The organism is Brachybacterium sp. Z12 (genome assembly GCF_014400405.1).
Lineage (GTDB): Bacteria > Actinomycetota > Actinomycetes > Actinomycetales > Dermabacteraceae > Brachybacterium.
Map to the genome: position 1 here is coordinate 3,407,709 of NZ_CP060496.1, position 26,481 is coordinate 3,434,189.

At 70.7% G+C, this 26,481-nt stretch carries 28 protein-coding genes and 6 pseudogenes; 13 read left to right on the forward strand and 21 right to left on the reverse strand.

The features are described 5' to 3' along the window. The first annotated feature begins 133 nt into the window (after nt 1-133). The 3 genes and pseudogenes from H3H54_RS17905 to H3H54_RS19290 all read left to right on the forward strand — a co-directional run bounded on the left by H3H54_RS17905 (nt 134) and on the right by H3H54_RS19290 (nt 2,199). Nucleotides 134-1,638: pseudogene (locus tag H3H54_RS17905) on the forward strand (purine-cytosine permease family protein). Nucleotides 1,639-1,726: 88 nt separating this feature from the next. Then, the gene (locus H3H54_RS19285) at nt 1,727-2,014 is read left to right on the forward strand and encodes a hypothetical protein (protein WP_316249082.1); all 288 of its coding nucleotides are present in this window, start codon (nt 1,727-1,729) and stop codon (nt 2,012-2,014) included. Nucleotides 2,015-2,028: 14 nt separating this feature from the next. Beyond that, a complete protein-coding gene (locus H3H54_RS19290) occupies nt 2,029-2,199 on the forward strand; it encodes a hypothetical protein (protein ID WP_316249083.1) in 171 nt (56 codons plus the stop codon). Between the two features lie 6 nt (nt 2,200-2,205). Here the strand turns inward: H3H54_RS19290 and H3H54_RS17915 are convergent, their stop codons facing one another. Further along, nucleotides 2,206-2,895, reverse strand: a complete 690-nt coding sequence (locus tag H3H54_RS17915) for a DUF2804 family protein (RefSeq protein WP_262424924.1) — start codon at nt 2,893-2,895, stop codon at nt 2,206-2,208. 192 nt (nt 2,896-3,087) lie between these two features. On the opposite strand from H3H54_RS17915, the gene H3H54_RS17920 reads away from it, so the two are divergent. The 4 genes and pseudogenes from H3H54_RS17920 (at nt 3,088) to H3H54_RS17935 (ending at nt 5,865) form a co-directional block, all read left to right on the forward strand. Next, entirely contained in the window at nt 3,088-3,447 is a 360-nt protein-coding gene (locus tag H3H54_RS17920) for a helix-turn-helix transcriptional regulator (RefSeq protein ID WP_006590980.1), read from the forward strand. Then, nucleotides 3,444-4,045, forward strand: a pseudogene (locus H3H54_RS17925) (cadmium resistance transporter). Before H3H54_RS17920 ends, H3H54_RS17925 begins: the two are co-directional and overlap by 4 nt. Nucleotides 4,046-4,476: 431 nt before the next feature. Further along, the gene (locus H3H54_RS17930; protein WP_262424925.1) at nt 4,477-5,025 is read left to right on the forward strand and encodes a DUF488 family protein; all 549 of its coding nucleotides are present in this window, start codon (nt 4,477-4,479) and stop codon (nt 5,023-5,025) included. Nucleotides 5,026-5,085: 60 nt separating this feature from the next. Then, the gene (locus H3H54_RS17935) at nt 5,086-5,865 is read left to right on the forward strand and encodes an SDR family oxidoreductase (RefSeq protein WP_262424926.1); all 780 of its coding nucleotides are present in this window, start codon (nt 5,086-5,088) and stop codon (nt 5,863-5,865) included. Between the two features lie 6 nt (nt 5,866-5,871). On the opposite strand, the gene H3H54_RS17940 is transcribed toward H3H54_RS17935, so the two are convergent. The 6 genes and pseudogenes from H3H54_RS17940 to H3H54_RS19300 form a co-directional block, all read right to left on the reverse strand. Next, nucleotides 5,872-6,054, reverse strand: a complete 183-nt coding sequence (locus tag H3H54_RS17940; RefSeq protein WP_262424927.1) for a hypothetical protein — start codon at nt 6,052-6,054, stop codon at nt 5,872-5,874. After that, entirely contained in the window at nt 6,035-6,283 is a 249-nt protein-coding gene (locus tag H3H54_RS17945) for a hypothetical protein (protein WP_262424928.1), read from the reverse strand. Before H3H54_RS17945 ends, H3H54_RS17940 begins: the two co-directional genes overlap by 20 nt. A gap of 41 nt (nt 6,284-6,324) precedes the next feature. Beyond that, on the reverse strand, nt 6,325-7,587 hold the full coding sequence (locus H3H54_RS17950) for an imidazolonepropionase (RefSeq protein ID WP_262424929.1): 1,263 nt from the start codon (nt 7,585-7,587) through the stop codon (nt 6,325-6,327). A gap of 15 nt (nt 7,588-7,602) precedes the next feature. Further along, nucleotides 7,603-9,284: pseudogene (hutU, locus tag H3H54_RS17955) on the reverse strand (urocanate hydratase). Nucleotides 9,285-9,455: 171 nt separating this feature from the next. Continuing rightward, nucleotides 9,456-9,695 carry an IclR family transcriptional regulator C-terminal domain-containing protein gene (locus H3H54_RS19295; protein WP_316249242.1) on the reverse strand — a complete coding sequence of 80 codons (240 nt, stop codon included), beginning with the start codon at nt 9,693-9,695 and terminating at the stop codon, nt 9,456-9,458. A gap of 449 nt (nt 9,696-10,144) precedes the next feature. After that, nucleotides 10,145-10,267: pseudogene (locus tag H3H54_RS19300) on the reverse strand (IclR family transcriptional regulator); the annotation flags it as partial. A 25-nt stretch (nt 10,268-10,292) separates the two neighbouring features. Between H3H54_RS19300 and hutG the strand changes: the two are divergent. Continuing rightward, nucleotides 10,293-11,341 (forward strand): annotated as a pseudogene (hutG, locus tag H3H54_RS17965) (formimidoylglutamase). Nucleotides 11,342-11,492: 151 nt separating this feature from the next. On the opposite strand, the gene H3H54_RS17970 reads toward hutG, so the two are convergent. Continuing rightward, nucleotides 11,493-11,846, reverse strand: coding sequence for a TSUP family transporter (locus H3H54_RS17970; protein ID WP_262424930.1), 354 nt, complete (start codon nt 11,844-11,846; stop codon nt 11,493-11,495). Next, entirely contained in the window at nt 11,762-12,415 is a 654-nt protein-coding gene (locus H3H54_RS17975) for a sulfite exporter TauE/SafE family protein (protein WP_262424931.1), read from the reverse strand. Before H3H54_RS17975 ends, H3H54_RS17970 begins: the two co-directional genes overlap by 85 nt. A gap of 125 nt (nt 12,416-12,540) precedes the next feature. On the opposite strand from H3H54_RS17975, the gene H3H54_RS17980 reads away from it, so the two are divergent. The 3 genes from H3H54_RS17980 to H3H54_RS17990 all read left to right on the forward strand — a co-directional run bounded on the left by H3H54_RS17980 (nt 12,541) and on the right by H3H54_RS17990 (nt 14,569). Further along, nucleotides 12,541-13,074 carry a hypothetical protein gene (locus tag H3H54_RS17980; RefSeq protein ID WP_262424932.1) on the forward strand — a complete coding sequence of 178 codons (534 nt, stop codon included), beginning with the start codon at nt 12,541-12,543 and terminating at the stop codon, nt 13,072-13,074. A 16-nt stretch (nt 13,075-13,090) separates the two neighbouring features. After that, nucleotides 13,091-13,687, forward strand: coding sequence for a phosphotransferase family protein (locus H3H54_RS17985; RefSeq protein ID WP_262424933.1), 597 nt, complete (start codon nt 13,091-13,093; stop codon nt 13,685-13,687). Nucleotides 13,688-13,780: 93 nt separating this feature from the next. Next, on the forward strand, nt 13,781-14,569 hold the full coding sequence (locus H3H54_RS17990) for a fructosamine kinase family protein (RefSeq protein WP_262424934.1): 789 nt from the start codon (nt 13,781-13,783) through the stop codon (nt 14,567-14,569). A gap of 8 nt (nt 14,570-14,577) precedes the next feature. On the opposite strand, the gene H3H54_RS17995 is transcribed toward H3H54_RS17990, so the two are convergent. The 12 genes and pseudogenes from H3H54_RS17995 to H3H54_RS18050 form a co-directional block, all read right to left on the reverse strand. Continuing rightward, nucleotides 14,578-15,942 carry a hypothetical protein gene (locus H3H54_RS17995; RefSeq protein WP_262424935.1) on the reverse strand — a complete coding sequence of 455 codons (1,365 nt, stop codon included), beginning with the start codon at nt 15,940-15,942 and terminating at the stop codon, nt 14,578-14,580. A 493-nt stretch (nt 15,943-16,435) separates the two neighbouring features. Further along, a pseudogene (gene gdhA / locus H3H54_RS18000) lies at nt 16,436-17,778 on the reverse strand (NADP-specific glutamate dehydrogenase). Nucleotides 17,779-18,086: 308 nt separating this feature from the next. Continuing rightward, the gene (locus H3H54_RS18005; protein WP_262426531.1) at nt 18,087-18,290 is read right to left on the reverse strand and encodes a helix-turn-helix transcriptional regulator; all 204 of its coding nucleotides are present in this window, start codon (nt 18,288-18,290) and stop codon (nt 18,087-18,089) included. 11 nt (nt 18,291-18,301) lie between these two features. Next, the gene (locus tag H3H54_RS18010; RefSeq protein ID WP_262424936.1) at nt 18,302-18,712 is read right to left on the reverse strand and encodes a hypothetical protein; all 411 of its coding nucleotides are present in this window, start codon (nt 18,710-18,712) and stop codon (nt 18,302-18,304) included. A 79-nt stretch (nt 18,713-18,791) separates the two neighbouring features. Next, the gene (locus H3H54_RS18015) at nt 18,792-19,214 is read right to left on the reverse strand and encodes a glycerophosphodiester phosphodiesterase (protein ID WP_262424937.1); all 423 of its coding nucleotides are present in this window, start codon (nt 19,212-19,214) and stop codon (nt 18,792-18,794) included. After that, entirely contained in the window at nt 19,211-19,531 is a 321-nt protein-coding gene (locus tag H3H54_RS18020; protein WP_262424938.1) for a glycerophosphodiester phosphodiesterase family protein, read from the reverse strand. Before H3H54_RS18020 ends, H3H54_RS18015 begins: the two co-directional genes overlap by 4 nt. A gap of 192 nt (nt 19,532-19,723) precedes the next feature. Further along, the gene (locus tag H3H54_RS18025; RefSeq protein WP_262426532.1) at nt 19,724-20,476 is read right to left on the reverse strand and encodes a glycerophosphodiester phosphodiesterase family protein; all 753 of its coding nucleotides are present in this window, start codon (nt 20,474-20,476) and stop codon (nt 19,724-19,726) included. An 85-nt stretch (nt 20,477-20,561) separates the two neighbouring features. Further along, nucleotides 20,562-20,747: a hypothetical protein gene (locus H3H54_RS18030; protein ID WP_262424939.1), complete on the reverse strand. Its 186-nt coding sequence runs from the start codon at nt 20,745-20,747 to the stop codon at nt 20,562-20,564. Next, the gene (locus H3H54_RS18035; RefSeq protein ID WP_262424940.1) at nt 20,684-21,319 is read right to left on the reverse strand and encodes a glycerophosphodiester phosphodiesterase; all 636 of its coding nucleotides are present in this window, start codon (nt 21,317-21,319) and stop codon (nt 20,684-20,686) included. The genes H3H54_RS18030 and H3H54_RS18035 overlap by 64 nt, the downstream gene beginning before the upstream one ends. Before the next feature lie 123 nt (nt 21,320-21,442). Then, on the reverse strand, nt 21,443-22,840 hold the full coding sequence (locus H3H54_RS18040; protein ID WP_262424941.1) for an ABC transporter substrate-binding protein: 1,398 nt from the start codon (nt 22,838-22,840) through the stop codon (nt 21,443-21,445). Nucleotides 22,841-22,930: 90 nt separating this feature from the next. Then, nucleotides 22,931-23,836, reverse strand: a complete 906-nt coding sequence (locus H3H54_RS18045) for a carbohydrate ABC transporter permease (RefSeq protein ID WP_262424942.1) — start codon at nt 23,834-23,836, stop codon at nt 22,931-22,933. Continuing rightward, nucleotides 23,833-24,708, reverse strand: a complete 876-nt coding sequence (locus H3H54_RS18050; protein ID WP_262424943.1) for a carbohydrate ABC transporter permease — start codon at nt 24,706-24,708, stop codon at nt 23,833-23,835. The genes H3H54_RS18045 and H3H54_RS18050 overlap by 4 nt, the downstream gene beginning before the upstream one ends. A gap of 642 nt (nt 24,709-25,350) precedes the next feature. On the opposite strand from H3H54_RS18050, the gene H3H54_RS18055 reads away from it, so the two are divergent. Then, the gene (locus H3H54_RS18055) at nt 25,351-26,070 is read left to right on the forward strand and encodes a LacI family DNA-binding transcriptional regulator (protein ID WP_395963073.1); all 720 of its coding nucleotides are present in this window, start codon (nt 25,351-25,353) and stop codon (nt 26,068-26,070) included. Further along, a complete protein-coding gene (locus H3H54_RS18060) occupies nt 25,974-26,354 on the forward strand; it encodes a substrate-binding domain-containing protein (protein WP_395963810.1) in 381 nt (126 codons plus the stop codon). Before H3H54_RS18055 ends, H3H54_RS18060 begins: the two co-directional genes overlap by 97 nt. Nucleotides 26,355-26,481: the final 127 nt, after the last annotated feature.

Genomic DNA, 26,481 nt, shown 5'->3' on the forward strand with positions numbered 1-26,481 from the left:
GGCGATGCTCCGCATCCTATTCCCGCCGCCGCACCCTTCCTGTCGGAAGGACATGGACTCGTGGGAGACTGCGGGCCAGTCCATGCCTTCTCACCATTCGGGCCCCGCAGGCCCTCTCCTCCCCGGAGTTGCCATGACCTCATCCGAGAACCGCCCCGCCACCGCCCCGATCGGCGGCCTCGGCGTCATCGAGACCGCCGGCATCGAGATCATCGCCGAGTCCGAACGCACGGCGAAGCCCCGCGATCTGATCTGGCCCTGGTTCGCCGCGAACGTCTCCGTGTTCGGCATGAGCTACGGCTCGTACCTGCTCGGGTTCGGCATCAGCTTCCTGCAGGCCACGATCGTGGCCGTGATCGGCATCGTCATCAGCTTCCTGCTGTGCGGCCTGGTCGCGATCGCCGGCAAGCGCGGCAGCGTGCCGACGATGGTGCTCTCGCGCGCCGCCTTCGGAGTGCACGGCCAGAAGGTGCCCGGAGTGGTGTCGTGGCTGACATCGATCGGCTGGGAGACGGTGTTGGCGATCTCCGCGGTGCTCGCCACGCGACCGTGTTCGACGTGCTCGGCATCGCCTCGGGCACCGCGGTCACCGTGATCGCCACGATCCTCATCGCTGCCCTGATCGTCGGCGCGAGCGTGCTGGGCTATCACACAATCATGCGCATGCAGTCGATCCTGACCTGGGCGACCGGTGCGATGACGATCCTGTTCATGGTCCTCACCATCCCCCACATCGACTGGCAGGCCGTCGCCTCGATGCCGCACGGCTCCCCGCAGGCGATGATCGGCGCGCTGGTGATGGTGATGACCGGTTTCGGCCTGGGCTGGATCAACATCGCCGCGGACTGGTCGCGCTACCAGAAGCGCTCCGCCTCCGACGGCTCGATCGTGCTGTGGAACACCGTGGGCGGGGCCGCCGCCCCGGTGGTGCTGGTGATCTTCGGTCTGCTGCTGGCCGGGTCCGACGAGGGGCTGTCCGGCGCCATCGAGATGGACCCGATCGGCGCTCTCGTGACGATCCTGCCGCTGTGGGCGCTGATCCCGTTCTGGATCGTGGCGGTGCTGACCCTGGTCTCCGGCGCGGTGCTGGGCATCTACTCCTCGGGGCTGACCCTGATCAGCCTGGGCATCCGCATCCCCCGCCCGGCGGCCGCCGCGATCGACGGGCTGATCCTCACCGTCGGCACCATCTGGGTGGCGTTCTTCGCGACCAGCTTCATCGGCCCCTTCCAGAGCTTCCTGATCACCCTCGGCGTGCCGATCGCGGCCTGGGCGGGCATCCTCATCGCCGATGTGATCTCGCGCCGCGCCGCCTACGACGAGAAGGCCCTGTTCGATCCCGCCGGCCGCTACGGCGCCTTCGACTGGACCTCGATCATCACCATGGTGCTCGCCTCGGTCCTCGGCTGGGGCCTGGTGGTCAACTCCGACGCCGACGCCGCGCCCTGGAACAACTGGCAGGGCTACCTGCTCGAGCCGCTGGGGATGGGCACCTTCGTGGAGGACCCGGCCGGCTCCTACTGGGACGGCAACTGGGCGTACTCCAACATCGGCGTGCTGCTCGCGCTGGTGCTCGGCTTCGCAGTGACCATCGTGGCGCGGCGCGGGAAGATCCGGGCGCAGGAGCAGAACGCGTGAGCCCCGCCCCTGGCTGCTCATCGTCGACCCGCAGCGGATCTTCGCCGATCCCGCCTCCGAGTGGTGCTCGCCGTTCTTCCCGCCCGCGATGGAGAACATCGCGCGCCTCGCCCAGGCGGTGGGCCCCGAGCGCACGCTGGTCACGCGCTGGCTGCCGACGGCCGATCGGGCGACCGCCTGGGGCGACTACTACCGTGCCTGGCCCTTCGCGGACGTCCCGCCGGAGGATCCGCGCTACGAGCTGGTCGACGCCGCGCGGGGGCTCTCCGCCCATCCGACGATCGATGAGCCGACGTTCGGGAAGTGGGGGCCGCAGCTAGCCGAGCGGGTGGGCTGGGAGCAGAACCCGCGCACGCATCTGCTGGTCACGGGGTGACCACGGACTGCTGCGTGATCTCGACGGTGCTGCCCGCGGCTGATGCCGGGGTGCGCCTGACCGTGGTCACCGACGCGGTCGCCCACTCGGCCGCGGAGAACGGGCCACCGGCGCTGCACACCATGAGCCTGTTCCCGCCGCAGGTGGACCTGCGCAGCACCGCCGAGGTCCTCGGCGAGGGATGAGGCGGCTCACCAGCGGTTCAGGACGTCCTCGGCGAAGCCCTCGATGCCGTCGACGCTGACCCGCTCACCCTGGTCTCCGAGCTTCTCGATCTGCAGCTGGAGCCCGGGGGCACGGCCGGAGGCGTTCCCGGACCCGAGGGAGCCGGGCAGGCTCGCACCGATCCCGAACGGGACGATGGCCAGCTTCTGGAGCACCTCTCCGCTCTCCCGGTCCAGCAGCCACACCGAGTGCAGCGCGATGTAGTCGACGTGGGAGACAGTCACCGCGAGGATGTGCCGCTGGGTGATGACGTTCCAGTACTCCCAGCGCTTGTTGCGGCCCCAACGCCGACGGCCTCCCTGGCGTGCACCGATCCCGGAGGTGTTGTGAAGGGACTGCCGCACGTTTAGGTGACAGTTAGGGTCGTAGACGCTGCCTCCGAGACTGAGCGCCACTCCCTTGATGGTGAGCTCGTCCGCGATGTCCCTCGCGTCCGGGAGCGAGCGGGCCAGCCGGTCGAGCTTGGTCACCACCAGGGTGTCGCCGTCCTGGGTCGCGGCCAGCGCTTCGCGCAGCCCGGGCCGGGCGCGGGTCGTTCCGGTCAGGCCGTGGTCGGAGTAGATGTTCTTGTTCTCGACTCCGAGGCGCTCGAGTGCTTCCCGTTGGGCGGAGAGGTCTTGCTCGAGAGTCGAGACGCGCGCGTAGCCGACATGCATGTCCCCAGAGTTGCAGTTGCCCTCCACTCACCGCCGATGTCACCGTACGGGTCTTGCGTACATGACGATCCCTCATAAAAAGTCGTCGAGGAGGAAGCTCGCACGACGTACGGTGGAGGATCCCCTTACGGGCATGCGATCTGGGCTGACGCCTGTGACCGAGTGTTCAGTGCGCGCTGTATAGTTCAGTGCATGCTGACTATTGCTTCGCGTCTCGACGTGATGAACCGCCTGGGTCGTGCACTGGCCGACCCCACTCGATCCCGGATCATCTTGACCCTGCTCGACCATCCCGCTTACCCGGCGGAACTGGCCCGAGATCTGGACCTGACACGCCCGAACGTGTCCAACCACCTGGCATGCCTGCGCGATTGCGGGATCGTCGTCTCCGAGCCCGAGGGTCGTCGGACACGATATGAGATCGCCGATTCTCACCTGGCGCAGGCGCTGACGGCACTGGTCGATGCCACCCTGGCAGTGGACGAAGACGCCCCGTGCATCGATCCCGCCTGCTCGCTTCCCGGATGCGACGCAGCTGGGGAGGGCGCATGATCCTCACCTCGGTCTTGCAGGCGATGGGCCTGTTCGCAGCGACCAACATCGACGACATCATCGTGCTCTCCCTCTTCTTCGCGCGAGGGGCAGGCCAGCGCGGCACTACCGCCCGCATTCTGGTCGGCCAGTACCTCGGATTCGCCGGCATCCTAGGTGCCGCGGTCCTGGTGACCATCGGCGCCGGAGCATTCCTGCCCTCGGCAGCCATCCCGTACTTCGGTCTCATCCCTCTGGGCCTCGGCCTCTGGGCCGCATGGCAGGCCTGGCGCGGAGACGATGACGACGATGACGACGAGGCCAAGGTTGCCGGCAAGAAGGTCGGCGTGTGGACAGTCGCAGGCGTCACCCTTGCCAACGGCGGCGACAACATCGGCGTCTACACCCCTGTCTTCCTCAGCGTGGAACCTCTCGCAGTAGTCGCCTACTGCATCGTCTTCCTCGCGCTCGTCGCGGTCCTGGTAGCCCTGGCAAAGTTCGTCGCCACCCGCCCCCGATCGCCGAAGTGCTCGAACGCTGGGAGCACATCCTCTTCCCCATTGTTCTCATCGGCCTCGGCATCGTGATCCTCGTCAGCGGTGGAGCCTTCGGACTCTGACGTAGCGGCAGCGATCCAAACGGCCCCGACTGGACGCACCCCTCTCGGTTCAGACCGCGACACCTACCTGCAGCCAGTCCTGCGTGATCGCGGCAACAAGACCGCCACGGAGCGCTGCAAAAACCCTGCCACCAAGCGAACGAAGCCACAGAGGTGTCGTGCATCTGGGTGCGGGTGAAACCGAGGGCGCCGGGTTCAGGCCGCCGTCAGGGCCGGTCAGCGGCGTCGGGGTGGTGATCTCGCGCTCTGGCTGCATGGGGGTCCTCCGGGGTTCTGAGGCCGAGTGCACGTGGCGCTCTCCTCGGATCAGCGGCACTGCAGGTGCCGAGGTGCGGCCCGGTCAGCGGGGGCCGGTGACAGCTTGGCCGGCCCGTGCGCCGAGAACCGCGAGTTCCTGGGCGGGAGCGGCCGGCGGGCGGGATACTGGATCGATGACTGCATCACTGCTGACCGTCGGCCACGGCACCCTGAGCCGCGAGGAGCTCGCGCAGCTGCTGCGCGGCGCGGGGATCGAACAGCTGGTGGACGTGCGCCGCTTCCCCGGCTCCCGCACGAACGACGCCGCCGCCCGCGGCGCGGTCGAGGAGGTCTGCGCCGAGGCTGGCATCGGCTACCGCTGGGACGAGCGGCTGGGCGGCCGGCGCCGGCTCACCAAGGACGAGGACGCCGCCTCCCCCGACACCTGGTGGCGGGTGAAGCAGTTCCGCGCCTACGCCGGCTGGACCCGCAGCGAGGAGTTCCGGGCCGGGATCGAGGAGCTGCGCGGCGACCTCGCTCACGCCCGCACCGCGGTGATGTGCTCGGAGGCGGTGTGGTGGCGCTGCCATCGCCGCCTGATCGCGGATGTGATGCTGCTCGAGCACGGCAGCGAGGTGCTCGATCTGATGCACTCCGGGAAGCAGACCCCGCACGCGCCGAGCGAGGGGGCGCGGCTCGGCGAGGACGGGCACGTGGTCTGGGACCTGCCTGACGAGGGCTGAGCCACGGCCCGGCGTGAAAAGCGCTGGCGATCGCGCCGCACGCGATCTACCGTCGGCCCCATGCACTCCCCCTCCCCGCTCCCCCGCACCGCCCTGCTGACCGGGGTGGGCCGCCGCCGTGGCATCGGCGCCGCGATCGCCCGAGGTCTCGCCGCCGACGGTTTCGACCTGGCCCTGAACTATCACGCGCCCTATGACCAGCGGGTGCTCGGGGAGCCGGCCGACGTCGAGCTGCTCGCCGAGGAGCTGCGCGGGCAGGGACGGCGCGTCGTGCTGGTCCCCGGCGACCTCGAGGACCCCGCCGCCCCCGCCGCCGTGGTCGATGCCGCGCGCGAGGCGCTCGGGACGCTCGGCGCGCTCGTGACCTGCCACTGCGAGTCGGTCGACTCCTCGATCCTGGACACCACGGTGGAGAGCTTCGATCGGCACTACGCGGTGAACGTGCGCGCCACCTGGCTGCTGCTGAAGGCCTTCGCCGAGCAGGTGGCCCCGGGCGCCGACACCCCTGGCGGGGCGATGATCGCGCTGACCAGCGACCACACCGTGCACAACCTCCCCTACGGGGCGACCAAGGGAGCGCTGGACCGCCTGGTGCTGGCCGGCACCCATGAGCTCGCGGAGCGCGGGATCCGCACCAACGTGATCAACCCCGGGCCGATCGACACCGGCTGGATGGACGAGGCGACCCACAGCGCCTGTGCGGCGCAGACCCCGGGCGGGGAGATCGGCGGGACCGGCACCGTCGCGGATCTCGTGCGGTTCCTGCTCTCGGAGCAGGGCGCGTGGATCCGCGGCCAGCTGCTGCTCTCCAACGGCGGTTTCGCGACCCCGGCGCTCTGAGGGGCCTCAGGACCCCTCGGCGCGGTGCTCGGCCGGCACGGTCCCGCAGCGCCAGCAGGGCGCCGACGGGTCCCTCGCCCTGTCACCCTCGGGGACCGCGCCGCACTCGGGGCAGAGCAACCCGCTCCAGCAGGCCGCGTCCCCGGCAGAGAGATCCAACGGGTCCTGGTCATCCTGTGCATCCATCATCAGCTCCTCCCGGCGCGTGCTTCGAGGCTACGCCGCCCTGCAGCAGCAGGTGCGCGAGCGGTGCGGTGATCAGGATCGTGAGCACCACCCGCTCGAACCACAGCATGGCCACGCGCCCCACGCTGACCGGGATGGAGGTGGCGAGGACCGAGGGCACCAGCGCCGAGAAGAGCATGATCCGGGAGGCGGTCGGCGCCGCGTCGGGGACGGTCGGGGCCGGGGCCTCCATGAGCTGCGGTCGTCATCGTCGACGGCCTCCTCAGGTGGGGGTCAGGACTGCGGGATCCCGGCACGCACCACCCGGTGGGTGAGCGGCATGCCGGGGCGGTAGGCGAGGTGGATCGCCGCGGGGGCATCGAGCACGTGCAGGTCGGCGCGGGCGCCGACGGCGAGGTGGCCGACGTCGCTGCGCCGCAGGGCGAGGGCCCCGCCGCGGGTGGCGGCGCGGAGCGCCTCGTCCAGGGACAGATGCATCTGCAGCACGGCGGTCGCGACGCAGAAGCTCATGGCGCTGGTGTAGCTGGTGCCGGGGTTGCAGTTGGAGCCGATCGCGATCTGCGCGCCGGCGTCGAGCAGGTCCCGGGCGGGGGCGAGCGGGGCGCGGGTGGAGAGATCGCAGGCGGGCAGCACGGTCGCGACCGTCGGCCCCTGATCGACCGCGAGCCTGCCCGGGCCGTCCCCGGCGGCGGTGGGCCGGGAGGCGGTCGCCGCGAGGGCCTCGAGATCGGCCGACGAGAGGTGGTTGAGGTGGTCCACGCTCGCGGCGCCCAGTGTCGCGGCCAGCTCCACGCCTCCCGAGCGGCCCAGCTGGTTGCCGTGCACGCGCAGGCCCAGGCCCGCCGCCGCACCGGCGCGCAGCACCCGCTCGGACTGGGCGGGGTCGAAGGCGCCCTCCTCGCAGAACACGTCGATCCAGCGCACGTGCGGGGCGACGGCGGCGAGCATCTCGCCGGTGACCAGGTCGACGTACTCCTCGGCGCGGCCGGCGAACTCGCCCGGCACCAGGTGCGCGCCGAGGAAGGTGCCCTCGTCGAGCTCACCGGCCGCGACCAGCGCGGAGACCAGGCGCGCGGCCTCGAGCTCGTGCTCGACGGTGAGGCCGTAGCCGGTCTTGGTCTCGAGCGTGGTGGTGCCTCCCGCGACCGCCTCGGCGATCCGGGCGCGCACCAGCGCGGTCAGGCGCTGCGGGGAAGCGGCGCGGGTGGCCTCGGTGGTCACGCCGATGCCGCCGGCCTGGTAGGCGCGGCCCGCCATGCGGGCCTCGAACTCCGCGGCCCGGTCCCCGTCGAAGACCAGGTGGGAGTGGGAGTCCACCCAGCCGGGCAGCACGGCGCGACCGCCGAGGTCCTCGGCATGATCGGCCGACGGGGCCTGTGCGGTGGGGCCGGTCCAGGCGATCGTGCCGTCCTCGATCACCAGGGCCGCATCGCGCAGCACCTGCTCCTCGGCGACGCCGCCCGGGCGGGCGGGGTCATCGAGGGCGGGATCCAGGGTCCACAGCTCGGAGATGCCGGTCAGCAGGGTGCTGGTCATGGTGGGCTCCTCGGGTCAGTCCCGGCGCACAGGCGTCATCGGCACCCGGACGCCGCGTTCGTGGGCGACCTCGTCGGCGCGGGAGTAGCCGGCGTCGACGTGGCGGATGACGCCCATCGCGGGGTCGTTGGTCAGCAGGCGCTCGAGCTTCTGGCGGGCGAGCGGGGTGCCGTCGGCGACGCCCACCTGGCCGGCGTGGATCGAGCGACCGATGCCCACGCCGCCGCCGTGGTGGATCGACACCCAGGTCGCGCCCGAGGACGCGGCGGTCAGGGCGTTCAGCAGGGGCCAGTCGGCGATCGCGTCGGAGCCATCGAGCATGGACTCGGTCTCGCGGTAGGGGAGGCGACGGAGCCGGAGTCGAGGTGGTCGCGGCCGATCACGATCGGGGCCTTGACCTTCCCGTCGCGCACGAGGTCGTTGAAGAGCATGCCGGCCCGGTGCCGCTCTCCGTAGCCGAGCCAGCAGATGCGGGCGGGCAGGCCCTCGAACTCGACGAACTCCTCCGCCGCGTCGAGCCAGCGGTGCAGGTGCTCGTCGTCGGGGAAGAGCTCCTTGAGCGCCGCGTCGGTGACCTTGATGTCCTCGGGGTCGCCCGAGAGCGCGACCCAGCGGAAGGGTCCCAGGCCCTCGCAGAACAGGGGCCGGATGTAGGCGGGCACGAAGCCGGGGAACTCGAAGGCGCGGTCGTAACCGGCGTGGCGGGCCTCGTCGCGGATCGAGTTGCCGTAGTCGAACACCTCGGCGCCGGCGTCCTGGAACTCGACCATGGCGCGCACCTGGCGGGCCATCGACTCGCGAGCCTTCTTGGTGAAGCCCTCCTCGTCGGCCTCCGCTTCCCGGTGCCACTCCTCGACGGGGATCTCGGTAGGGAGGTAGCTCAGCGGGTCGTGGGCGGAGGTCTGATCGGTGACCACGTCGATCTGCAGGTCACCGGCCCGATGACGCTCGAGCAGCGCGGGGAACACCTCCGCCGCGTTGCCGACGATGCCGATCGAGAGGCCCTTCTTCTCGGCCTTGGCGGCGCCCGCGCGGACGATCGCGTCGTCGAGGTCGTCGGCGATCTCGTGGCAGTAGCGCTTGGCGACCCGGCGCTCGAGGCGGGTGCGGTCCACGTCAACGATCAGGCACACCCCGCCGTTCAGCGTCACGGCCAGCGGCTGGGCGCCGCCCATGCCGCCGCAGCCGCCGGTGAGGGTGATGGTGCCGGCGAGGGTGCCGCCGAAGCGCTTCTGCGCGATGGCGGCGAAGGTCTCAAAGGTGCCCTGGAGGATGCCCTGGGTGGCGATGTAGATCCAGGACCCGGCGGTCATCTGGCCGTACATCATCAGACCCTCGGCCTCGAGCTTGCGGAACTCGGGCCAGGTCGCCCAGTCGCCCACGAGGTTGGAGTTCGCGAGCAGCACGCGGGGCGCCCACTCGTTCGTGCGCAGCACGCCGACGGGCTTGCCGGACTGGACCAGGAGGGTCTCGTCCTCCTCGAGGTCCCTCAGGGTCTCGACGATCGCGTCGAAGGCCTCCCAGGAGCGGGCGGCGCGGCCGGTGCCGCCGTAGACGACGAGGTCGTCGGGGCGTTCGGCGACCTCGGGGTCGAGGTTGTTCATGAGCATCCGCAGCGGGGCTTCGGTCTGCCAGGACTTCGCGCTGAGGGTGGTGCCGCGGGCGGCGCGGACGGGGCGGGCTCCGGGGAGGGTCATCATCGGCTCCTGGGTCGGGGACTGCTCGTGGTGCCTGGGGTGGTTCGATCCAGGACACCACCGCCGACGGGGCGGGTGAAGGGTGCGGCCGACGCTTGTGTCCGGCATACCGGACTGAGCACCGGATTGAGCAGGTTTTCGCGCGGATCGGTGCTCGTCGTGCCCGATCCGCTACCTGGTGGTTGCCGGATCCGTGGGGCGGCGCCCTCCCAGGCGGCGGGTGATCTCCTCGGCGGCGGTGCGCACGGCGCTCGCGCAGCGCTCACGGTCGGCCTCGGACGTCCGCGCCTCCTCGAAGGTGATCGCGACCGAGGCGGCGGGCCAGCCGGCGTGGTCGTGCACGACCGCTGCGACCGAGGCCAGCTCCTCGGTGACCTCTCCGCTCTCGTGGGCGATCCCGTCGGCCCGCACCCTGGTGAGCAGCTCGCGCAGGTCCCGGGGCTCTCCGGGCCGGTCACCGCGGTGCGGGAGGTGAAGTCCTCGCGGGTGCCGAACAGGGCGCGCAGCTGGGCGCGGGGAAGCTCGGCGAGGATCGCGCGGCCGCTCGCGGTGAGGTGCGCGGACAGCCGCACCCCGACATCGGTGACCAGGCTGGGGCGGTTCCGGGCGCGCTCTTCGACGATGTACAGCGCGTCCCGGCCGTGCAGCACCGCGAGGTGCCCGGATTCGCCGACCTCGTCGACCATCGCCTCGATCACCCGTCGGCCGATCCGTGCCAGCGGCTCCTGGCGCAGGTACGCGCCGGAGAGCTCATGGGAGGCAGGGCCCAGCCCATACAGCCGCTCCTGACCCAGATGCATCACGTAGCCGTGCTCGACGAGGGTCGCGAGCAGGTCGTAGGTGCGTGAGCGGGGCAGGCCCAGCTGCTCGGCGATCCGCGCCGCGGGGACAGGTGCGCGGCGCGAGGCGAGGAAGGTCAGCAGACGCAGCGTCGCATCGGCCGCCGGGACTTTCGGGGGTGCCATGATGGGCAAGGATGCCATCCGCACGACGAGGTGAGGAGCCCGGATGACGAACACGCCCGCTGCGGAGGCGACCGGCCCGGCCCCGGTCTGGACCGGTCGGCACGACGGGGACGGCCCCGAGCACGCCCGCTGGCATCAGCTGGTGCGCGGGGAGGACGCGGATCCGGCGGAGCCCCATGTCGCGCTGCTCGGCTTCTGCTCCGACGAGGGGGTGCGCCGCAATCGCGGCCGGATCGGTGCGGCCGACGGCCCCGCCGCGCTGCGCCGGGCGCTCGCCCCGCTGGCCCTGCACGGGGGCCGCTCGCCCGCGGCGAGGTGGAGCTGCACGATCTCGGCGATGCAGAGACGGTCGGTGAGGATCTCGAGGCAGGCCAGGCTGCTGCGGCCGCACTGACCAGGCGCGCAGTGGACAGACCCGGCTCGCGCCTCACCGTGGTGCTCGGGGGCGGGCATGAGACGGCCTGGTCCTCGTACGGCGGGCTGATCGGCTCGGGTCTCGGGCCGGGGTCAGGGCAGCGCTGGGGTGTGCTGAACCTCGATGCCCACTTCGATCTGCGCAGCGAGCCACGGCCCACCTCCGGGACCCCGTTCGCGCAGATGGCGGACGCCGAGCGGGCGGCCGGTCGCGAGCTGCGCTATGCGGCGCTCGGGATCGCCGAGCCCTCGAACACCGGGGCGCTGTTCGCGACGGCCCACGAGCTCGGGGTGCGCTGGTGGACCGATCAGGAGTGCCTCGATACGGGGGCCGGGGGCATCCGTCGCTTCGTCGAGGAGTTCACGGCCGGCCTGGATGTCCTCTACCTGACCATCGATCTGGACGTGCTGCCCGCGGCGACCGCGCCGGGGGTCTCGGCACCGGCCGCCTACGGGGTGCCGCTGCCGCTGATCGCCGCCGCGGTGCAGGCTGCGGCCGGCAGCGGGAAGCTCGCCCTGCTGGATGTGGTGGAGCTGAACCCGTCCCTGGACATCGACGGACGCACCGCCCGCGCCGCCGCTCGGCTGATCGACGACGCTGTGCGCGCTGTCGCCGGGATTGACGTGCATGACCGGATCGACGTGCAAGACCGACGTGCATGGAAGGGCCGCTGGTGACGAGAGCTGGCTATATCGCCAGCTTCCCTCACCATCGGCCTCCCGGTGACGGCAGCCTCCGGCCTCGGGCTCGGCGCCGAGTGCAGCAGGCCCGGCCGGCGAACAGGACTGGCGGGTCCGCTGCTCGAAGGGGCAGCCTCCCCTGCTGCTCTCAGAGCAGCAGCGTCTGGGCGAGGGTCACCGCGGCCACTCCCCCGAGCAGCCCCGAGAACAGCAGGGTCAGCGTGGAGGGGCGGGCCTTCGTGGACAGCGGACCGCCGAGGAGGCCGCCCGCCGCGGAGCCTGCCGCGAAGATCAGCGTGACCGTCCAGTCGATCTGCACGTCGGTGCCGAGGCGGGCGAGCAGGCTGGTGAGCGTCGCGATCACCATCACCAGCAGGCTCGTGCCGGAGGCGTGGCGCATCGCGAGGCCCAGGGCGATCACCAGCATCGGCACCACGATGAAGCCGCCGCCCACACCGAAGAAGCCGGTGAGGAAGCCGGTGAGGGTCGCGGCCGCGACCACCAACGGCACCCGGGGGACGGGGGTGCGGCGGGCGTCAGCGGCAGCTCGGGCTCGCCGTGATGGTGATGGATCCCGTCGGCGGTCTCGATCGTGTCGGGCCCGGGCTGGTCCAGCACCGGGTCATCGTGCACCGCGACCGGCTCCTCCGCGTCGCGCTCCGCCTGCGAGCCGTGGGCGGCGGCTTCGGCGAGCTCGGTACGGCGGGTGCGCAGCGCACGGCGCAGCATCGCGGCAGCGACGCCCACCAGCATCACCCCGAACAGGGTGAGCAGCAGCTGCTCCTCGACCAGGGCGGACAGGCGGGAGCCGGCCACCGCGCCCACCACCGAGACGCCTGCGAACACCAGCCCGTTCTTCCACTCCACGTTCCCGTGGCGGATGTGGTGCGGAAGGCTGAACAGCGCAGTGATCAGCACGATGATCAGGCTCGATGCGGCCGCGGCGTGCGGGGGCATCCCCAGCAGGAACACCAGGACCGGCACCGCGAGGATCCCGCCTCCTGCACCGAGCGCGCCGACCACGACCCCCACGCCGATGCCCACGACGATGGCGAGCAGGGCGAGTTCCATGGGCGGGGTCCTAGCAGAGGAAGACGGCGGGCGCGCAGCCCGTGACCGCGAGATCCGGGGATGCCGAGCCATGGTATCCGCGCCCACCCTCGGTAGTATCGAGGGATCCACGGACAGGAGCCACGATGGTGCCCCACCAGGCCGATCAGCCCTCAGCACTGCTGGATCCCGCCTCTGCCGCGATGGGCGAGCTGCTGGCGCAGACCTGGAGCGAGGGCACCTTGATGCTCCCGCTGCGGGAGGACGCCTCCCCGGTCCGGCTGCCGGGGATGCACAAGTCGGTGCTGCCGGCTTCGCTGTCGGGCCGGGCCCGGGTCACGCTCGCAGGCGTCGGCGAGCGCTTCGCCGCCTGGCGGGTCATCCCGCAGGAGAACGCCTCGGTGATCGTGCGGATCCCTCATGTCACCCCGGCGGAGCTGCATCAGGATCTGGCCCATGAGATCGCGGCGCTCACCTTGATCCCTGCGGACGTCGGGCCGGAGCCGATCGCCGTCCATGACGATGCCGCGACCAGCCCGCTCGGCCATCCGTACGTGGTGACCTCCGAGATGCCCGGCACAGCCGCCTCCCCGAGGCGTGGACGGGGGCGCACCTGCGGTCCCATGCCGAGCATCTTGCGCGGCTCCACACCGTTCCCGCCCCGGGCCGGGGCCCGGTGAGCCTCGGCACCGACCCGTGGGCGGCAGTGGCCCCGGCCCGCAGCACCTGCTGCCCGAGGTCGACGAGGAGATCGAATCCTGGAGCCAGGCGCACGGCTCCGTGATCGCGGAGCACGGCCTCGCACCGCTGCTCGAAGCTGCGCGCGGAGTGGTCGCCGCCGCCGATGCGGAGATCGCGCAGCTGGGCGGCTTCGTGCTGGCCCATGGCGATCTGTGCTCGACGAACATCCTGTGGGACGGCTCCGATGAGGTCACCGGCGCTCCGCGGGTGCAGTACATCGACTTCGAGTGGGCGCAGGGCGATGATCCCGCCCGAGACCTGGCGAACCTCGGCGGCGCCGTGCACGGCGGGCCCTGGTACGTGCCGCTGACCGAGGAGCAGGTGGACGAGTTCGTGCGGGCCTACGTGCGGGCGCGCGGCGAGCACGGCGACGTGCCCGATTCAGCCTCCGATGTGGCCTCCCTGCGGCACCGGATGCGGGCCTGGACCGCGTACGAGCGCAGCGCGATGCTGGTGCACGTCGCATCCCGCGCCTCCACCCGGGCGTCCCACCGGCGGGTGCTGCCGATGCTGCGGGGCACCCTCGCCGAGGAGCTCGGCGTCGACGACTGAGCCGTCTCCCCAGCGGGCTCCGGACGGCCACCCGTCGTGCCTCGCACCACCGGGGGTGGCGCCCGCGGTGGGTGCTCTGCGTACGGTGGGCCCATGAATGACTTCGTGAAGAGTGCCGAGAGCTCCCCCAAAGGCTATGCCGCGGCCGAGGCCGCCGGGCTGCGCTGGCTCGCCGAGCCGCAGGCGGTGCCTGTGGTCGCGGTGATCGAGGAGGAGAAGGACTCGCTGCGACTGACGCGGCTGGAGTCCGTCCCGCCGACGGCGGAGGCCGCTCGCGAGCTGGGCCGGGGCCTGGCCCGGCTGCACGACGCCGGCGCGCCCGACTTCGGCTGGGCCCCTGCTGACCCCGCCTTCTTCGGGCCGCTCGAGAGCCCCTTCCCCGTCGAGCCCGCTCCGAGGGCGGAGTTCGTCGACTACTGGGCAGAGGACCGGCTGCGCCCGCTGGCCGATTCGGTGACCCGCGTGCTCGGCGCCGAGGGCCATGACACGGTCGACGAGGCGATCGACGTGATCGCCGACGGCGCCTTCGACGGCATCAGCGGCCAAGGCACCGAGACGCCCTCCCGCGTGCACGGCGACCTGTGGTCGGGCAACCTGATGTGGACCGCGGACGGCGCGACCCTGATCGATCCCGCCGCCCACGGTGGTCACCGGCTCGAGGACCTCGCGATGCTGTCCCTGTTCGGGGCGCCGCACCTCGAGGAGATCTTCGAGGGGTACGAGGCTGAGCATCCGCTGCCGGGCGACTGGCAGCAGGACCTTCCCGCCCACCTGTTCTTCGGCCTGCTGGCGCACGTGAAGCTGTTCGGCGAGGCGTATGTGGACCAGTCCGTCGCCAGCGCTGAGGCGATCATCGCCCGGGCGGAGCAGCTGGGCTTCTGAGCCCCGGCTCAGTGATCGTGGTCCTCGTGGTCCTCGTGGTCCTTGTGGTCCTCGCCGTCTGAGTCGTCTGAGTCGTCTCCGCCCGCGCCCGGAGCGATCTCGTACTCGCCCGAGGCGGTGCCTGTGGTCACCTGGATCTCGTGCGGGACGACCGGCAGGTCGAGCTCGCGGTAGATCTCGCCGCTCGCGACGTCGACCATCACCAGCTTCTGCGCTTCGGGATCGACGACGAAGGCGGTGCCGTCGGCGACGGCCATCATCGGGCCGGCCTCCTGCCACTGCTCGGGCTCGGACCATTCCCCGACCACCGGGACCTCGTGGAGCATCTCGCCGGTCTCGGGGTCGAGGATGTTCAGCTCCCCGTCGGCGGTGAGGACGAGCGCCTCACCGTCCGGGCCACGATCCAGGGAGCGGAACCAGTACTCGGAGCCGAGGTCGACGGTCTGCATCGAGGCGTCGCGGGTGTCGATCAGGGCGATCTGCGTCGGGCGTTCGATGCCGCCCTCGGGATCCGCCTCGACCTTGTGGTCCGCGAGCACGATCGGGGAGTCCTCGTGGCCCTTCTGGTTGCCGGAGCGCTGGTAGTCGCCGTCGATCTCTACCTTGTGGAACTCGCCGTCGCGGTAGATCACCGAGCCGTTCTCGCAGCCGAGGCTGATCACGTCTCCGGAGTCGGTGGGCTGGGCGGCGGCCTCGCCGTGCACGCTGGGGCAGTCGTCGGTCTGCGCCGTGACGTTGCCGTCGGCGTCGAGCACCTGGACGGTGCTGCGGGAGTCCTCGGTGCCCTGAGTGGTCAGCAGGCCACCATCGGACAGAGGCACGGCGACGCCGTGGTGCGGGGCGTCGGTCGCGGTCTCTTCGAGGATGTCGAGCTCGCCCTCGCCCAGTGCTGCGGGGTCGATGAGCGTGATCGCGCCAGTGCCGTCGGCGAACAGGGCGGTGCGGTCGCCGTGCGGGACCACGTGCCCGGGGTGCGGGGCCGCGATGGAGAGGTCGGTGAGGGCGGGGGCCTGGACGTAGTAGTGGAAGTGGTCGCCGTGGCCCTGGGCGAGCAGGCCGGTGTCGTACATGGTGATCGCGTCGGAAGCGCTGACCGCGACGTGGCGGCCGTCGCCGGCGGGGTTCAGGCGGAGGTAGCCCTCCAGCTCAGCAGTGCCGAGGGTGGCGCCGTCGGTCGAGTCGAGCGTGGTGACTCCGCCCTCGTGGGCGAGCACGATCCGCGGGGAGAGAGCGCCGACCTCGGTGCGGTCCGAGGCCGGGGCGTCCGCGCTGTCTGTGCCCGTGCCGCCAGCGTCGGACGCGCCGGTGCCGGTGCCGCATGCGGCGAGGGTAAGGGCGCCGAGGCCGAGAAGAGCGGCCGTGCGCCGCTTCATGAAAACTGTTCTCATCAAGTGCATGCCAGGAAACTATCAGCAGATGAGAACCTTTCCCATTTAGGCGTGCGTGCGCTGCGTCACATCTGCGAAGGCTCTCGCCCGCGGCCATGCGACGACCGTGCGCGACGCGGCTCCGTGACGGCCGAGACGGCAGCCGAGGCAGCGGCCACGGCGGTGGCGGTGGCGGCGACGGCGACGGCGGCAGCGGCAGCGGCAGCGGCAGCGGCAGCGGCAGCGGCAGCGGCCACGACGGTGGTGGTGGGGGGGGGCGGCGGTCGCCGGTGTCCGCGCCGGGCCGCCGGTGAGGTCAGCTGGCAATATCGCCAGCTGACCTCACCAGCAGCCCGCACACGACATGCACTTTGCGCCGCGCATCAGGCCGTTGGCGCAGGCGATCTCCCCGCGACATCACCTGCCGCACAAAGAACGCCGCCGCCCGCTCCCCGAGGGGTGCGGACAGCGGCGTTGAGCGCTCGCGGAGGGGCGGCTCTCAGATCACGCCGAAGGCGATCATCGCGTCGGCGACCTTGCGGAAGCCGGCGACATTGGCGCCCAGGGCGTAGTCGCCCGGCCGGCCGAACTCCTCGGCGGTCTCCAGGCAGGTGGCGTGGATGCCCTTCATGATCTGGGTGAGGCGCTCCTCGGTGTGCTCGAAGCTCCAGGCGTCACGGCTCGCGTTCTGCTGCATCTCCAGCGCGGAGGTGGCGACGCCACCTGCGTTCGCCGCCTTGCCGGGCGCGTAGCGCACACCGGCCTCGCGGAACACCGCGACGGCCTCGGGGTGCAGGGCATGTTGGCGCCCTCGGAGACGGCGAGGACGCCGTTCTTCACCAGGGTGCGGGCATCGCCCACGTCGAGCTCGTTCTGGGTGGCGCCGGGCAGGGCGATGTCCACCGGGACATCCCAGACGCTGCCGTTCTCGACGAAGCGGGCGCCGTTGCCGCGGCGCTCCACGTACTCGTTGATGCGGCCGCGCTCGACCTCCTTGATCTGCTGGAGGAGCTCGAGGTCGATGCCGTTCTCGTCGACCACGTAGCCGGAGGAGTCAGAAGCGGTGACGGGGATGCCGCCCAGCTGCTTGGACTTCTCGATCGCGTAGAGGGCGACGTTGCCGGAGCCGGAGATCGCGACACGGCGACCCTCGAACGAGGAGCCGCCCGCCTTGAGCATCTCGTCGGCGAAGATGGCCGCGCCGTAGCCGGTGGCCTCCTTGCGCACGAGGGAACCGCCCCAGTCCAGGCCCTTGCCGGTGAGCACGCCGGCCTCGTAGCGGTTGGTGAGGCGCTTGTACTGACCGAAGAGGTAACCGATCTCACGCGGGCCCACGCCGATGTCACCGGCAGGGACGTCGGTGTACTCGCCCATGTGGCGGTGCAGCTCGGTCATGAAGGACTGGCAGAAGCGCATGACCTCGCCATCGCTGCGGCCGTGCGGGTTGAAGTCAGCGCCGCCCTTGCCGCCGCCGATGGGCAGGCCCGTCAGGGAGTTCTTGAAGATCTGCTCGAAGCCGAGGAACTTCACGATGCCGAGGTTCACCGAGGGATGGAAGCGCAGTCCGCCCTTGTAGGGCCCGAGCGCAGAGTTGTACTCGACGCGGAAGCCGCGGTTGACCTGCACGACGCCCTGGTCATCAACCCACGGGACGCGGAAGATGATCTGCCGCTCCGGCTCGCACAGGCGCATCAGGATGCCGTGATCCTGGTACTTGGGATGACGGGACTGAACGACCTCGAGCGACTCGAACACCTCCCGGACTGCCTGGTGGAACTCGGGCTCTCCAGGGTTGCGGTGGAGAACCTGGTCATAGGTCGCCTGGAGCGTCGAGTCGAGCATCGCGGTCCTTTCAGGGGGCCCGGGGGTCCCCGTTTCACGGGGTCTCCGCGGGAGCGGAGGTCACGGCGCGGCCCAGAGTACGCGCCCACCCTCCAACAGGGAACGGGGTGTTCGGTGAGTGAACATGCATGCGCCTGTCGGAGTCATACACACAACACAGAGCCGGGGCTTTGCTGTCGCGCAGGTCACACGCCCGCTGTGAAGAGTCCCGCCCACTCCGCTCCGTGCCCGCGCATCAGAGCCATTCACTCCGCCGAATGGGCAGACAGCGGCGGGCCGGCACCGCGATCGGTGCCGGCCCGCCAGCATCAGCCCTCCTCCGCCTCCGGCTCGAAGATCTCCTCGATCGGGCACTCGAAGAGTGCGGCGATCTTGAAGGCCAGCGGGAGGGAGGGGTCGTACTTGTCGTTCTCGATGGCGACCACCGTCTGGCGGGAGACGCCGAGAGCCGTGCCGAGCTCCGCCTGCGACCAGCGGCGCTCGGCGCGGCGGGCCTTGAGGTCGTTGCGCATCATCGCCCCTTTCAGCGGTGACGGACGGCGGAGACGAGGGTGCCCAGGAGCCAGGAGCCCATCAGGATCGCGAAGGCGAAGATCCAGTTCACTGCCGGCAAGAGATAGAACTGCAGGACGCCGACGGCGAGGATCAGCGAGGTGGAGATGACGAACGCGATCAGGATCGCCTCGGCGATCTTGCGGCGCTCGAACTCGTCACCGCTGCGATACATGTCGATGTTCGCCCAGGCCACGAGCAGCACGGCGGGCACCACCAGGAGCGCGGGGATCCAGGCGGGGAAGCCGGACCCCTCGGCGACGTAGGCGAGGGAGAGGGCGGCGAGATAGAGGGCCATGCCGAGGCCGAAGCGGAGGAAGAAGATGCGGTTCGCGCGAGTGCGGGGAGAGGTGCTGGGTGAGATGCGGGGAGTTTCCGTCATGACCCAAACGTAAGGGTCGCTTGACACCAAAGTCAAGGAGCCTTGACAAAAAATGTCAAAGGACCTTGACGCGTCGGACTCACCCCAGGCGCACGTCGAGCTCGCGCTGCAGCCAGGCGGGGTCGTCGGTGGTGATCGTGTCCGACCCGCAGGCGAGGGCGACGTCGAGCCGCGCGGTGGTGTTGACCGTCCAGGGGTTCACCGCGAGCCCCGCCTCGTGCACGGCCTCAGCCGCGCGCAGGCTCAGCCCGGCGATCGATGGCCCGATCCCCGCCGCACCGAGCTCCTGCGCAGCGGTGATCGCCTGCTCGTCGACCTGGCCGACCAGGTAGGAGACGGCCGCGTCGGTCGTGCGTCGGATCTCGGCGAGTGCATCGGCGTGGAAGGAGATGACGGTCGATGCGGCAGCCGGCGAGCCGGCGGGCAGCTCGCGCAGCAGCGCCGCGACGGCCTTCCCGGCGTCGGCGACCTTGACCTCGATGAACACGGGCACAGTGGTCATCTCCAGCAGCTGGGTGAGCGAGGGCACCCGCTCCCCTCTTCCAGCAGCACCGTGTCCAGCTCGGCGCGGGTGAGCTCCCCGATCGCTCCGGTGCGCAGCGGGGAGTCCGCCGCGGCGGTGCGGTCGATGGTCTCGTCGTGCATCACCACCACCTGCCCGTCGGCGCTGAGGTGCACATCGCACTCAAGCAGCTGCGCGCCGTCCTCGATCGCACGCCGGAAGGCGAGCAGCGTGTTCTCGGGCGCGTGGGCGGACGCGCCACGGTGGCCGACGATCGCGGGGCGCTGCGGCAGGGGCGGGACGGACTGCGAGGTCATGACTCTCCTGAAGATGAGGCGGCGGGACATGGAAGGTTCAGAGGTGCGGGCGCTGCCACGACGATCGGGCTGGGAGCCGGGGGCACCCCTGAGCCTCAAGGATGACCTGCGCCGCACCGGCTCTCTGTGCTCCGACACGGGGCAGTGCCCGTCTGCAGGGGTGGGCACCACCCGTGTGCCCCATGCGCACGGTCAGAGGCCCAGCTGGTCCTCGACGACGCGCCGTGTGCGGGCGGGATGATCGGCTCCTAGCCACGGCACCTGCAGGTCTGCGGCGAGCCGGATGTGCTCCTCCTCGCGCAGAGCCCAGACCGACGGAATGATCTCCGCCTCGCGGATGCGTTCCAGATCGCCCTCCCGCAGATGCGAGGCACGGACGGCGAGGGTCGCCGCCTCGACCTCGACGGCGTCGGCCAGAGCCTGCTCGGTCAGCTCGCGGCAGAGGAGGCCCAGGGGCACGGCAGGTGCCAGGCGATGCACGGTGCGCAGCGCCTCGATCCGGAAGGAGATGACGCGCGCCGGGGCATCGAATCCGTTCATGACCGAGTCGTCGTAGCGTTCCCGGAGGATCCGGGCGACGAGGGTGGCGGCCTCGACCGCTTTGATCTCCACCAGCACGGGGGCGTGGCGGGAGGGGTCGTGCGGGAGCGAGGAGGCGAGGTCGAGCACCTCGGCGAGGGTCGGGATGTGCTCACCCTCGCCCACGAGCACCTGATCGAGCTGAGCGCGGGTCAGCTCGGCGACGACGCCGGTGCGCAGCGGCGAGTCCGCCTGCGCGGTGCGGTCCAGGGTCGCGTCATGGATGATCACGTCCTTCCCGTCAGCGCTGAGGTGCACATCGCACTCGAGCATGTCAGCCCCCTCGGCGAGCCCGCGCCGGAACGCCTTCAAGGTGTTCTCGGGCGCGAGGTCAGCGGCGCCACGGTGGCCGACGATCAGGGGCATGACAGGCACGAAGAGCTCCTCGGGACGAGCGGACGGCGGGAGGCTAGGCCCGGTCCGGTCCGGGGTGCCCCCGGACCGTGGTGGATCAGACGGCGATGCGCTGCGCCATCAGGGCGAAGGCCCACGCCGGATCATCGACGGTGATCGTGTCGCAGCCCAGCTCCAGGGCACGTTCGAGCTCCTCATCGGCGCGGGCGGTCCACAGGTTCAGCGTCGCACCGAGCTCGGCGGCCCGCTCGACGTCGCCCTGGCGGGCATCGGCGATCCGCACGCCCACATGAGCGACCTGCAGCTCACGGCAGGACTCCCACCACTCGGGGAGGTGGCGGTGGTGGTGCGCATCAGCGGGATCTGCGGGGCCAGCTCCGCGGTGCGGCGCAGCGGCTCTTCATGGAAGGAGAGCATGCACGCCGGCGCACCTGCGGGATCCTGCCAGGCGGCCTCGTCGAAGTGCTCCTGCAGGATCTCGATCACCAGATCGACGGCGGCGGGGGCCTTGATCTCCACCAGCAGCGGCACCCGGGTGCCGTCCTCGCGGACGGCCGCGTCGAGCACCTGGGAGAGGGTCGGGATGTGCTCGCCCTTGCCCACCAGCACCCGGTCGAGCTGAGCTCGGGTGAGGTCGGCGACGGCCCCGGTGCGCAGCGGGGAGTCCTCCTGCGCGGTGCGGTCCAGGGTCGCGTCGTGGATGATCACGTCCCTGCCGTCGGCGCTCAGGTGCACATCGCACTCGAGCCACTGGGAGCCCTCGGCGACACCGCGCCGGAAGGACAGGATCGTGTTCTCGGGCTCCACCGCGGCGGCGCCGCGGTGCCCGACGATCTCGGGCTGCTGCGTGGTCATGGTCTGGTTCTCCTCGGTACGGGCTCACGGCCCTGGTCATTCCGTGGCCCGTGGGGGCCGGGGGTCGCGGCCCCGGGCGACGTGCACCCGGGGCCGCGAGTCATGCGGTCAGAGCAGAGACGGTCAGTTCCAGCCCTCGAACTGCACGGCCTCATAGTTCTCGCGATTGTCGTCGAGCGTCTCCTGGAGCTCGGCGGCGAGGGCCTCCAGGACCGGTGCCGGGTCGGCGTTGTCCCCGAAGACCTGGCCCATCGCGGCGCCGATCTCGGTGACCGAACCCTGGTCCCAGTTGGTGTAGTCCGCGGTGCGGGCGTTCTCCAGCTGCCTCAGGGCAACACCGTAGTTGGGGTTGGCGGCGACCTGATCCTTCACCACCTGGGTCTCCTCGGAGCCCTTGACGATCGGGACGTAGCCGGTGCCGACATGCCATTCCGCGGCCTTCTCCGGCTGAGCGAGGAAGCGGAACAGCTCGGCGCAGGCATCCTGGCGGTCCTGCGAGTCGCTGCGCACGATGTGCAGCCCGGAGCCGCCGGTGGGGACCTGCTTCTGCTCGCCCTCCTTGGACAGCATGTAGGCGGTGCCGATCTCGAAGAGCCCCTCGGTGGCCTCGGTCTGGCCGGTCAGGCCCGCGGTCGAGCCGCGCCAGCCGGCGGCGAGGCCCGAGGCGAAGTCGGTGCCCGAATCCTTGGCGAGGTAGCCGTAGCCGTCGTCGTGGATGAACTTGCGCATCCACTCCAGCCACTCCACGCCCTTGTCGTCGCTGATGGTGACCTGGAAGTCGTCGGTCGCGTTCGCCCCGCCGAAGCCCCAGATGTCGGCCTGGCCGTGCCAGGCGTCGGCGCTGAAGGCGATCGCGGACAGCGGGCGGCCGTCGACATCGATCTTCGCGAGCTCGGGAGCGAACAGCGCGAGGTCCTCCCAGGTCTCGGGACCCTCCTCGGGCAGACCGGCCTCGATGTAGCGGGTCTTGTTGTAGTAGAAGAGCGGGGTCGAGCGGGCGAAGGGGACGGTGAAGGTCTGGCCTCCGGCCTTGCCCTCGGCGACGTAGTTCTCGAGGTAGACGTCGAGGTTCCACTCGTCATCGAAGTAGTCGTCCAGCGGGGCGAGCGCGCCGGACTGGTGGAACTGCAGCCACTGCATCTCGGGGAAGCAGACGATGTCCGGGACGGTGCGGGCCTGGAGGGAGGCGGTGAACTTCTGGTTGAGGTCGGCGTACCCGCCGCCGACGGACTCGGCGATCGCGACGATCTCGTCCTGCGACTCGTTGAAGTCCGCGAACAGCTTCGAGAGGACCTCGTAGTTGGTGCCGGTGAAGGGCGCCCAGAACAGGATCGGGGTGCGGCCCTCGTACTCGGAGGGGACGGTGAGGTCCGCCTGGCTGAAGCCGTCGCGGACGCTGCCCTCGGCGCTGTCGTCGCCACCGGCGGGAGCACCACAGGCGGCGAGTCCGGCGGCGCTGGCGCCGAGGCCCATGGCGGCCAGCAGTCGACGACGGGAGAAGGGGGAGGCAGTGCGGTTCATCGAGGTCGCTCCTTGCGAAGGGCCCGTCCGGGCAGGACGGAGGGTCATGGGGGGTGGGGTGGATCAGGTGCGCGGCGCGGGGCCGCAGCCTCACTTCATGGCGCCGGCGGCGAGGCCGCCGATGATGCGCTTCTGGGCGAGGAAGAACAGGATCAGCATCGGCAGGGAGACGAACACGGCGCCGGCCATGATCACGCCCCAGTTGCTGTAGCCCTCCTGGCTGCGCAGGAAGAGCAGGCCGATGGGCAGGGTGCGCATGTCCGCGGTGGAGGTGACGATCAGCGGCCACACGTACTCGTTCCACTTGCCGACCATCACGATCAGCGTGGCGGTGAGGATCATCGGATTGGACAGCGGCACCACGATGGTGAGCATCCGGCGGATGTGGCCCGCACCGTCGATCTCCGCGGCCTGCAGGATGTCCTTGTCGATGGTGCGCATGTACTGGAACAGCAGGAACATCGCGAAGGCGCTGGCGATGCCGGGCAGGATCAGGCCGGCGTAGGTGTTCAGCCAGCCCAGGTTCGCCACGGTGATGTAGTTGACGATCAGGGTGACGTGGCCCGGCAGCATCAGCGAGCCGATGATCAGCACGAACGCGATCTTCTTGAACTTGAAGTCGACGAACACGAAGGCGTAGGCGCACAGGATCGCGAGAGAGATCTCGAGAGCCGTCCCCACCCCGGTGGTGATGATGGAGTTGAGGAAGAAGCGGTCGAACGGGGCGCTGTTCCACGCTGCGGTGAAGTTCTCGAAGGTGAACTCCCGCGGGATCCACTGCAGCGGCCAGGAGTAGATATCCTGGTGGGGCTTCATCGCGGAGGAGAACAGCCAGAACAGCGGCACGAAGAAGACAGCGATGGTCGCGAAGACTCCTGCGATCAGCAGGCCGGTCTTCCACAGCGGGCGGCGGGGGCCGCGGTCGCGTCCCCTGTTCCGGGGCGCAGTGTCTGCGGCGCCGGCGAGGGCGTCCTTGTCGACGGTCAGAGTGCTCATGAGTCGTAGTTCACCTTCTTGTCGCCGTAGCGCACCTGCACGTACGTGATGATCAGGAGGATGCCCAGCAGCACTGTGGCGGCGGCCGAGGCGGTGCCGATGTCGAACTTCTGGAAGGCCTCCTCGTAGACCATCCAGCTCAGGGTGCTGGAAGAGGTTCCGGGGCCGCCGCTGGTCATGATCGAGATGATGTCGAAGGCCTGGGCGGCGGAGATGATGATGCCGGTGATCGAGAGGAAGAAGATGATCGGGCTCAGCAGCGGCAGCGTCAGGTGGCGGAACAGCTTCCGGCCGTGGGCGCCGTCGAGGGCCGCCGCCTCGTAGAGGTCCTTCGGCAGGTCGAGGATCGCGGTGTAGCAGATGACGGTGACGAAGCCGAGGCGCTGCCAGGTGTACGCGATGGTGATCGACCACAGCGACCAGTCCGAAGTGGTGGTCCAGGCGGGGGAATCCGCACCGAACAGGGAGAATGCCCAGCGGGAGAGTCCGTAGTTCGGGTCGAACATGAACAGCCACAAGATGCCTACGGCCGCGCCGGGGAGCATGTGCGGGGCGAAGGCCATGGTCTGCGCGAAGCCGGTGAACGGGACCTTGGTGGCCAGCAGGCTTCCCAGCAGCAGGCCCAGCACGAGTGAGCCGATGACGCTCACGCCCGTGAAGATCAGCGTGTTCATCAGGACCTGGCCGAAGCTCGCATCCGTGAACAGGTCGGTGTAGTTCTCCAGGCCCACCCACTCGGGGCTCGGCGCGACGAAGTCCCACTCGAAGAAGCTGAGCCCGATGTTGTACAGCGCGGGGTAGTACGAGAAGACGATGATCGCGATGAGGTTCGGTGCGATGAGGGCGCCGAAGAGGAGGGCGTCGCGGCGCACTCGGCGGCGGCGCTGCGGAGAGCGCCGACGCTCCTCGCTGCGGCCCTTCGTGCCGGGGGCGGGGGCGCGGGCGGGCTGGTGGGTGCCTCGGCCTGCGCTGGCCCCGACGGGACGGCGGGGTCCGTGCGCGGGCTGCGGACTGTGATCGACATGGGAGCACTCCCGGAATCCTGGTCGGGCGGTGGCTGGGAAGCCATCGAGAGGGTGTCGGTGGTGGGGCCTGTGGCCGGCGGGGCTGGCCCGGCGCTGGCCGGCTGACTGCCATCCGGCCTCGTCGACATCCACACCGTAGAGAGATCGAGAGGCGCCCGCCAAAGAGGCATACGTGCAGGTGAACCAGGCGTGAACCACGCCTGTCACCGCTGGTGGGAGCGCTCCCACGCTGCGACTCGAGGGCCGCCCATGGCCCCTGGACGTCGGATCGCGGAGGCGGTCCATCGAATGTTCATCCCGGCGTCCACAGATGTTCCTCGGCGGCCGGTTCTGGTCGTCCGTCCGCGAACTCGGACTTCACCTGACGGCCACCCGCCGGCCCTGGCGGACGTCACCCGCTGGGCTATCCTGCGCCGACGCACCACCCGCACGGCCGAGACGGCACCCGCCCTGCCCGAGTGGACAGCGGCGACCCGCGAGGAGGCACGCATGATGGCCCGACCACCGACGATGGAGGATGTCGCGCGTGCCGCCGGTGTCTCCCGCTCCACGGTCTCGCGAGTGTTCCAGAACGGCGGCGAGCGCGTCTCCCCGGATGCCATGATCAAGATCCATGAGGCCGCGAAGCGCCTGGGCTACGTGCACAACCTCGTCGCCAGCGGTCTCGCGATGCGGCAGGGCCGCCAGCTGGGGCTGCTCGTGCGCGATGCCACCAATCCCGCCTACGGCCACCTCCACGCCGAGATGAACCGCGCGGTCGAAGCCGCAGGGCGCACCCTGATCTCGGTGACGGCCTTCCGCCACGACTACGGGACCGCCGAGGTCGAGGGGTTGAACAGGCTGATCGGTCAGCGCGTCGCTGGCGTGTTCGTGGGCACCGGGGTGACCGCTGCGGAGGATCTCGTCGAGACCGTCACCGCGACGCCGATGATGATCGTCGGCCGCCCCAACGAGCACCCGCAGATCGACTCCGTGAGCTACGACGAGCACGCCCACGGGCGCCTGATGGCCGAGGCGATCGCCGCCAAGGGGCATCACCGGATCGCGGTGCTCACCGCGCCGCTCCTGTACTCCCGAGTGTTCGACCTGCGGATGCGCAGCCTCGTCGAGCGCTGCAAGGAGCTGGGGATCGCCACGGTCCCCGTGGATCTGCTGCCGGTCGAGCTGGGCGTGACGCGCGCCTCGACGCAGCCCGGGAGCAGGATCTGAGCTGCATCGTCTGCCCGGTGGACTACGTCGCCCTGGACCTGCTGCGCGCCGCCGCCGCGCGCGGCGTGCGGATCCCCGAGGATGTCAGCACCGTCGGCTTCGACGGGCTGAGCGACGGGCTCGATCTGCTCGGGCTCGCGACGCTCCGGCTCCCGGTCGCCGAGGTGGCCCAGGCCGCCGTCGCCCGCATGGAGGAGCTGCTGGTGGCGGCCCAGGACGACGCCGAGGGGCCACCGCCCCCGCGGCGACCGCGGTGCGGCACACAGTCGTCGCCGGGCACCTGACGCCCGGGCGGACGCTGGGACCGACCCTGGGTCAGCGGCGGTCAGGTTAGCCTGTCCGAACCCCATTGATGCAGGTCAGGACAGCCTTTCCATGCGTGACAAGGGCGCTGCGGAGGACTACGGTCAT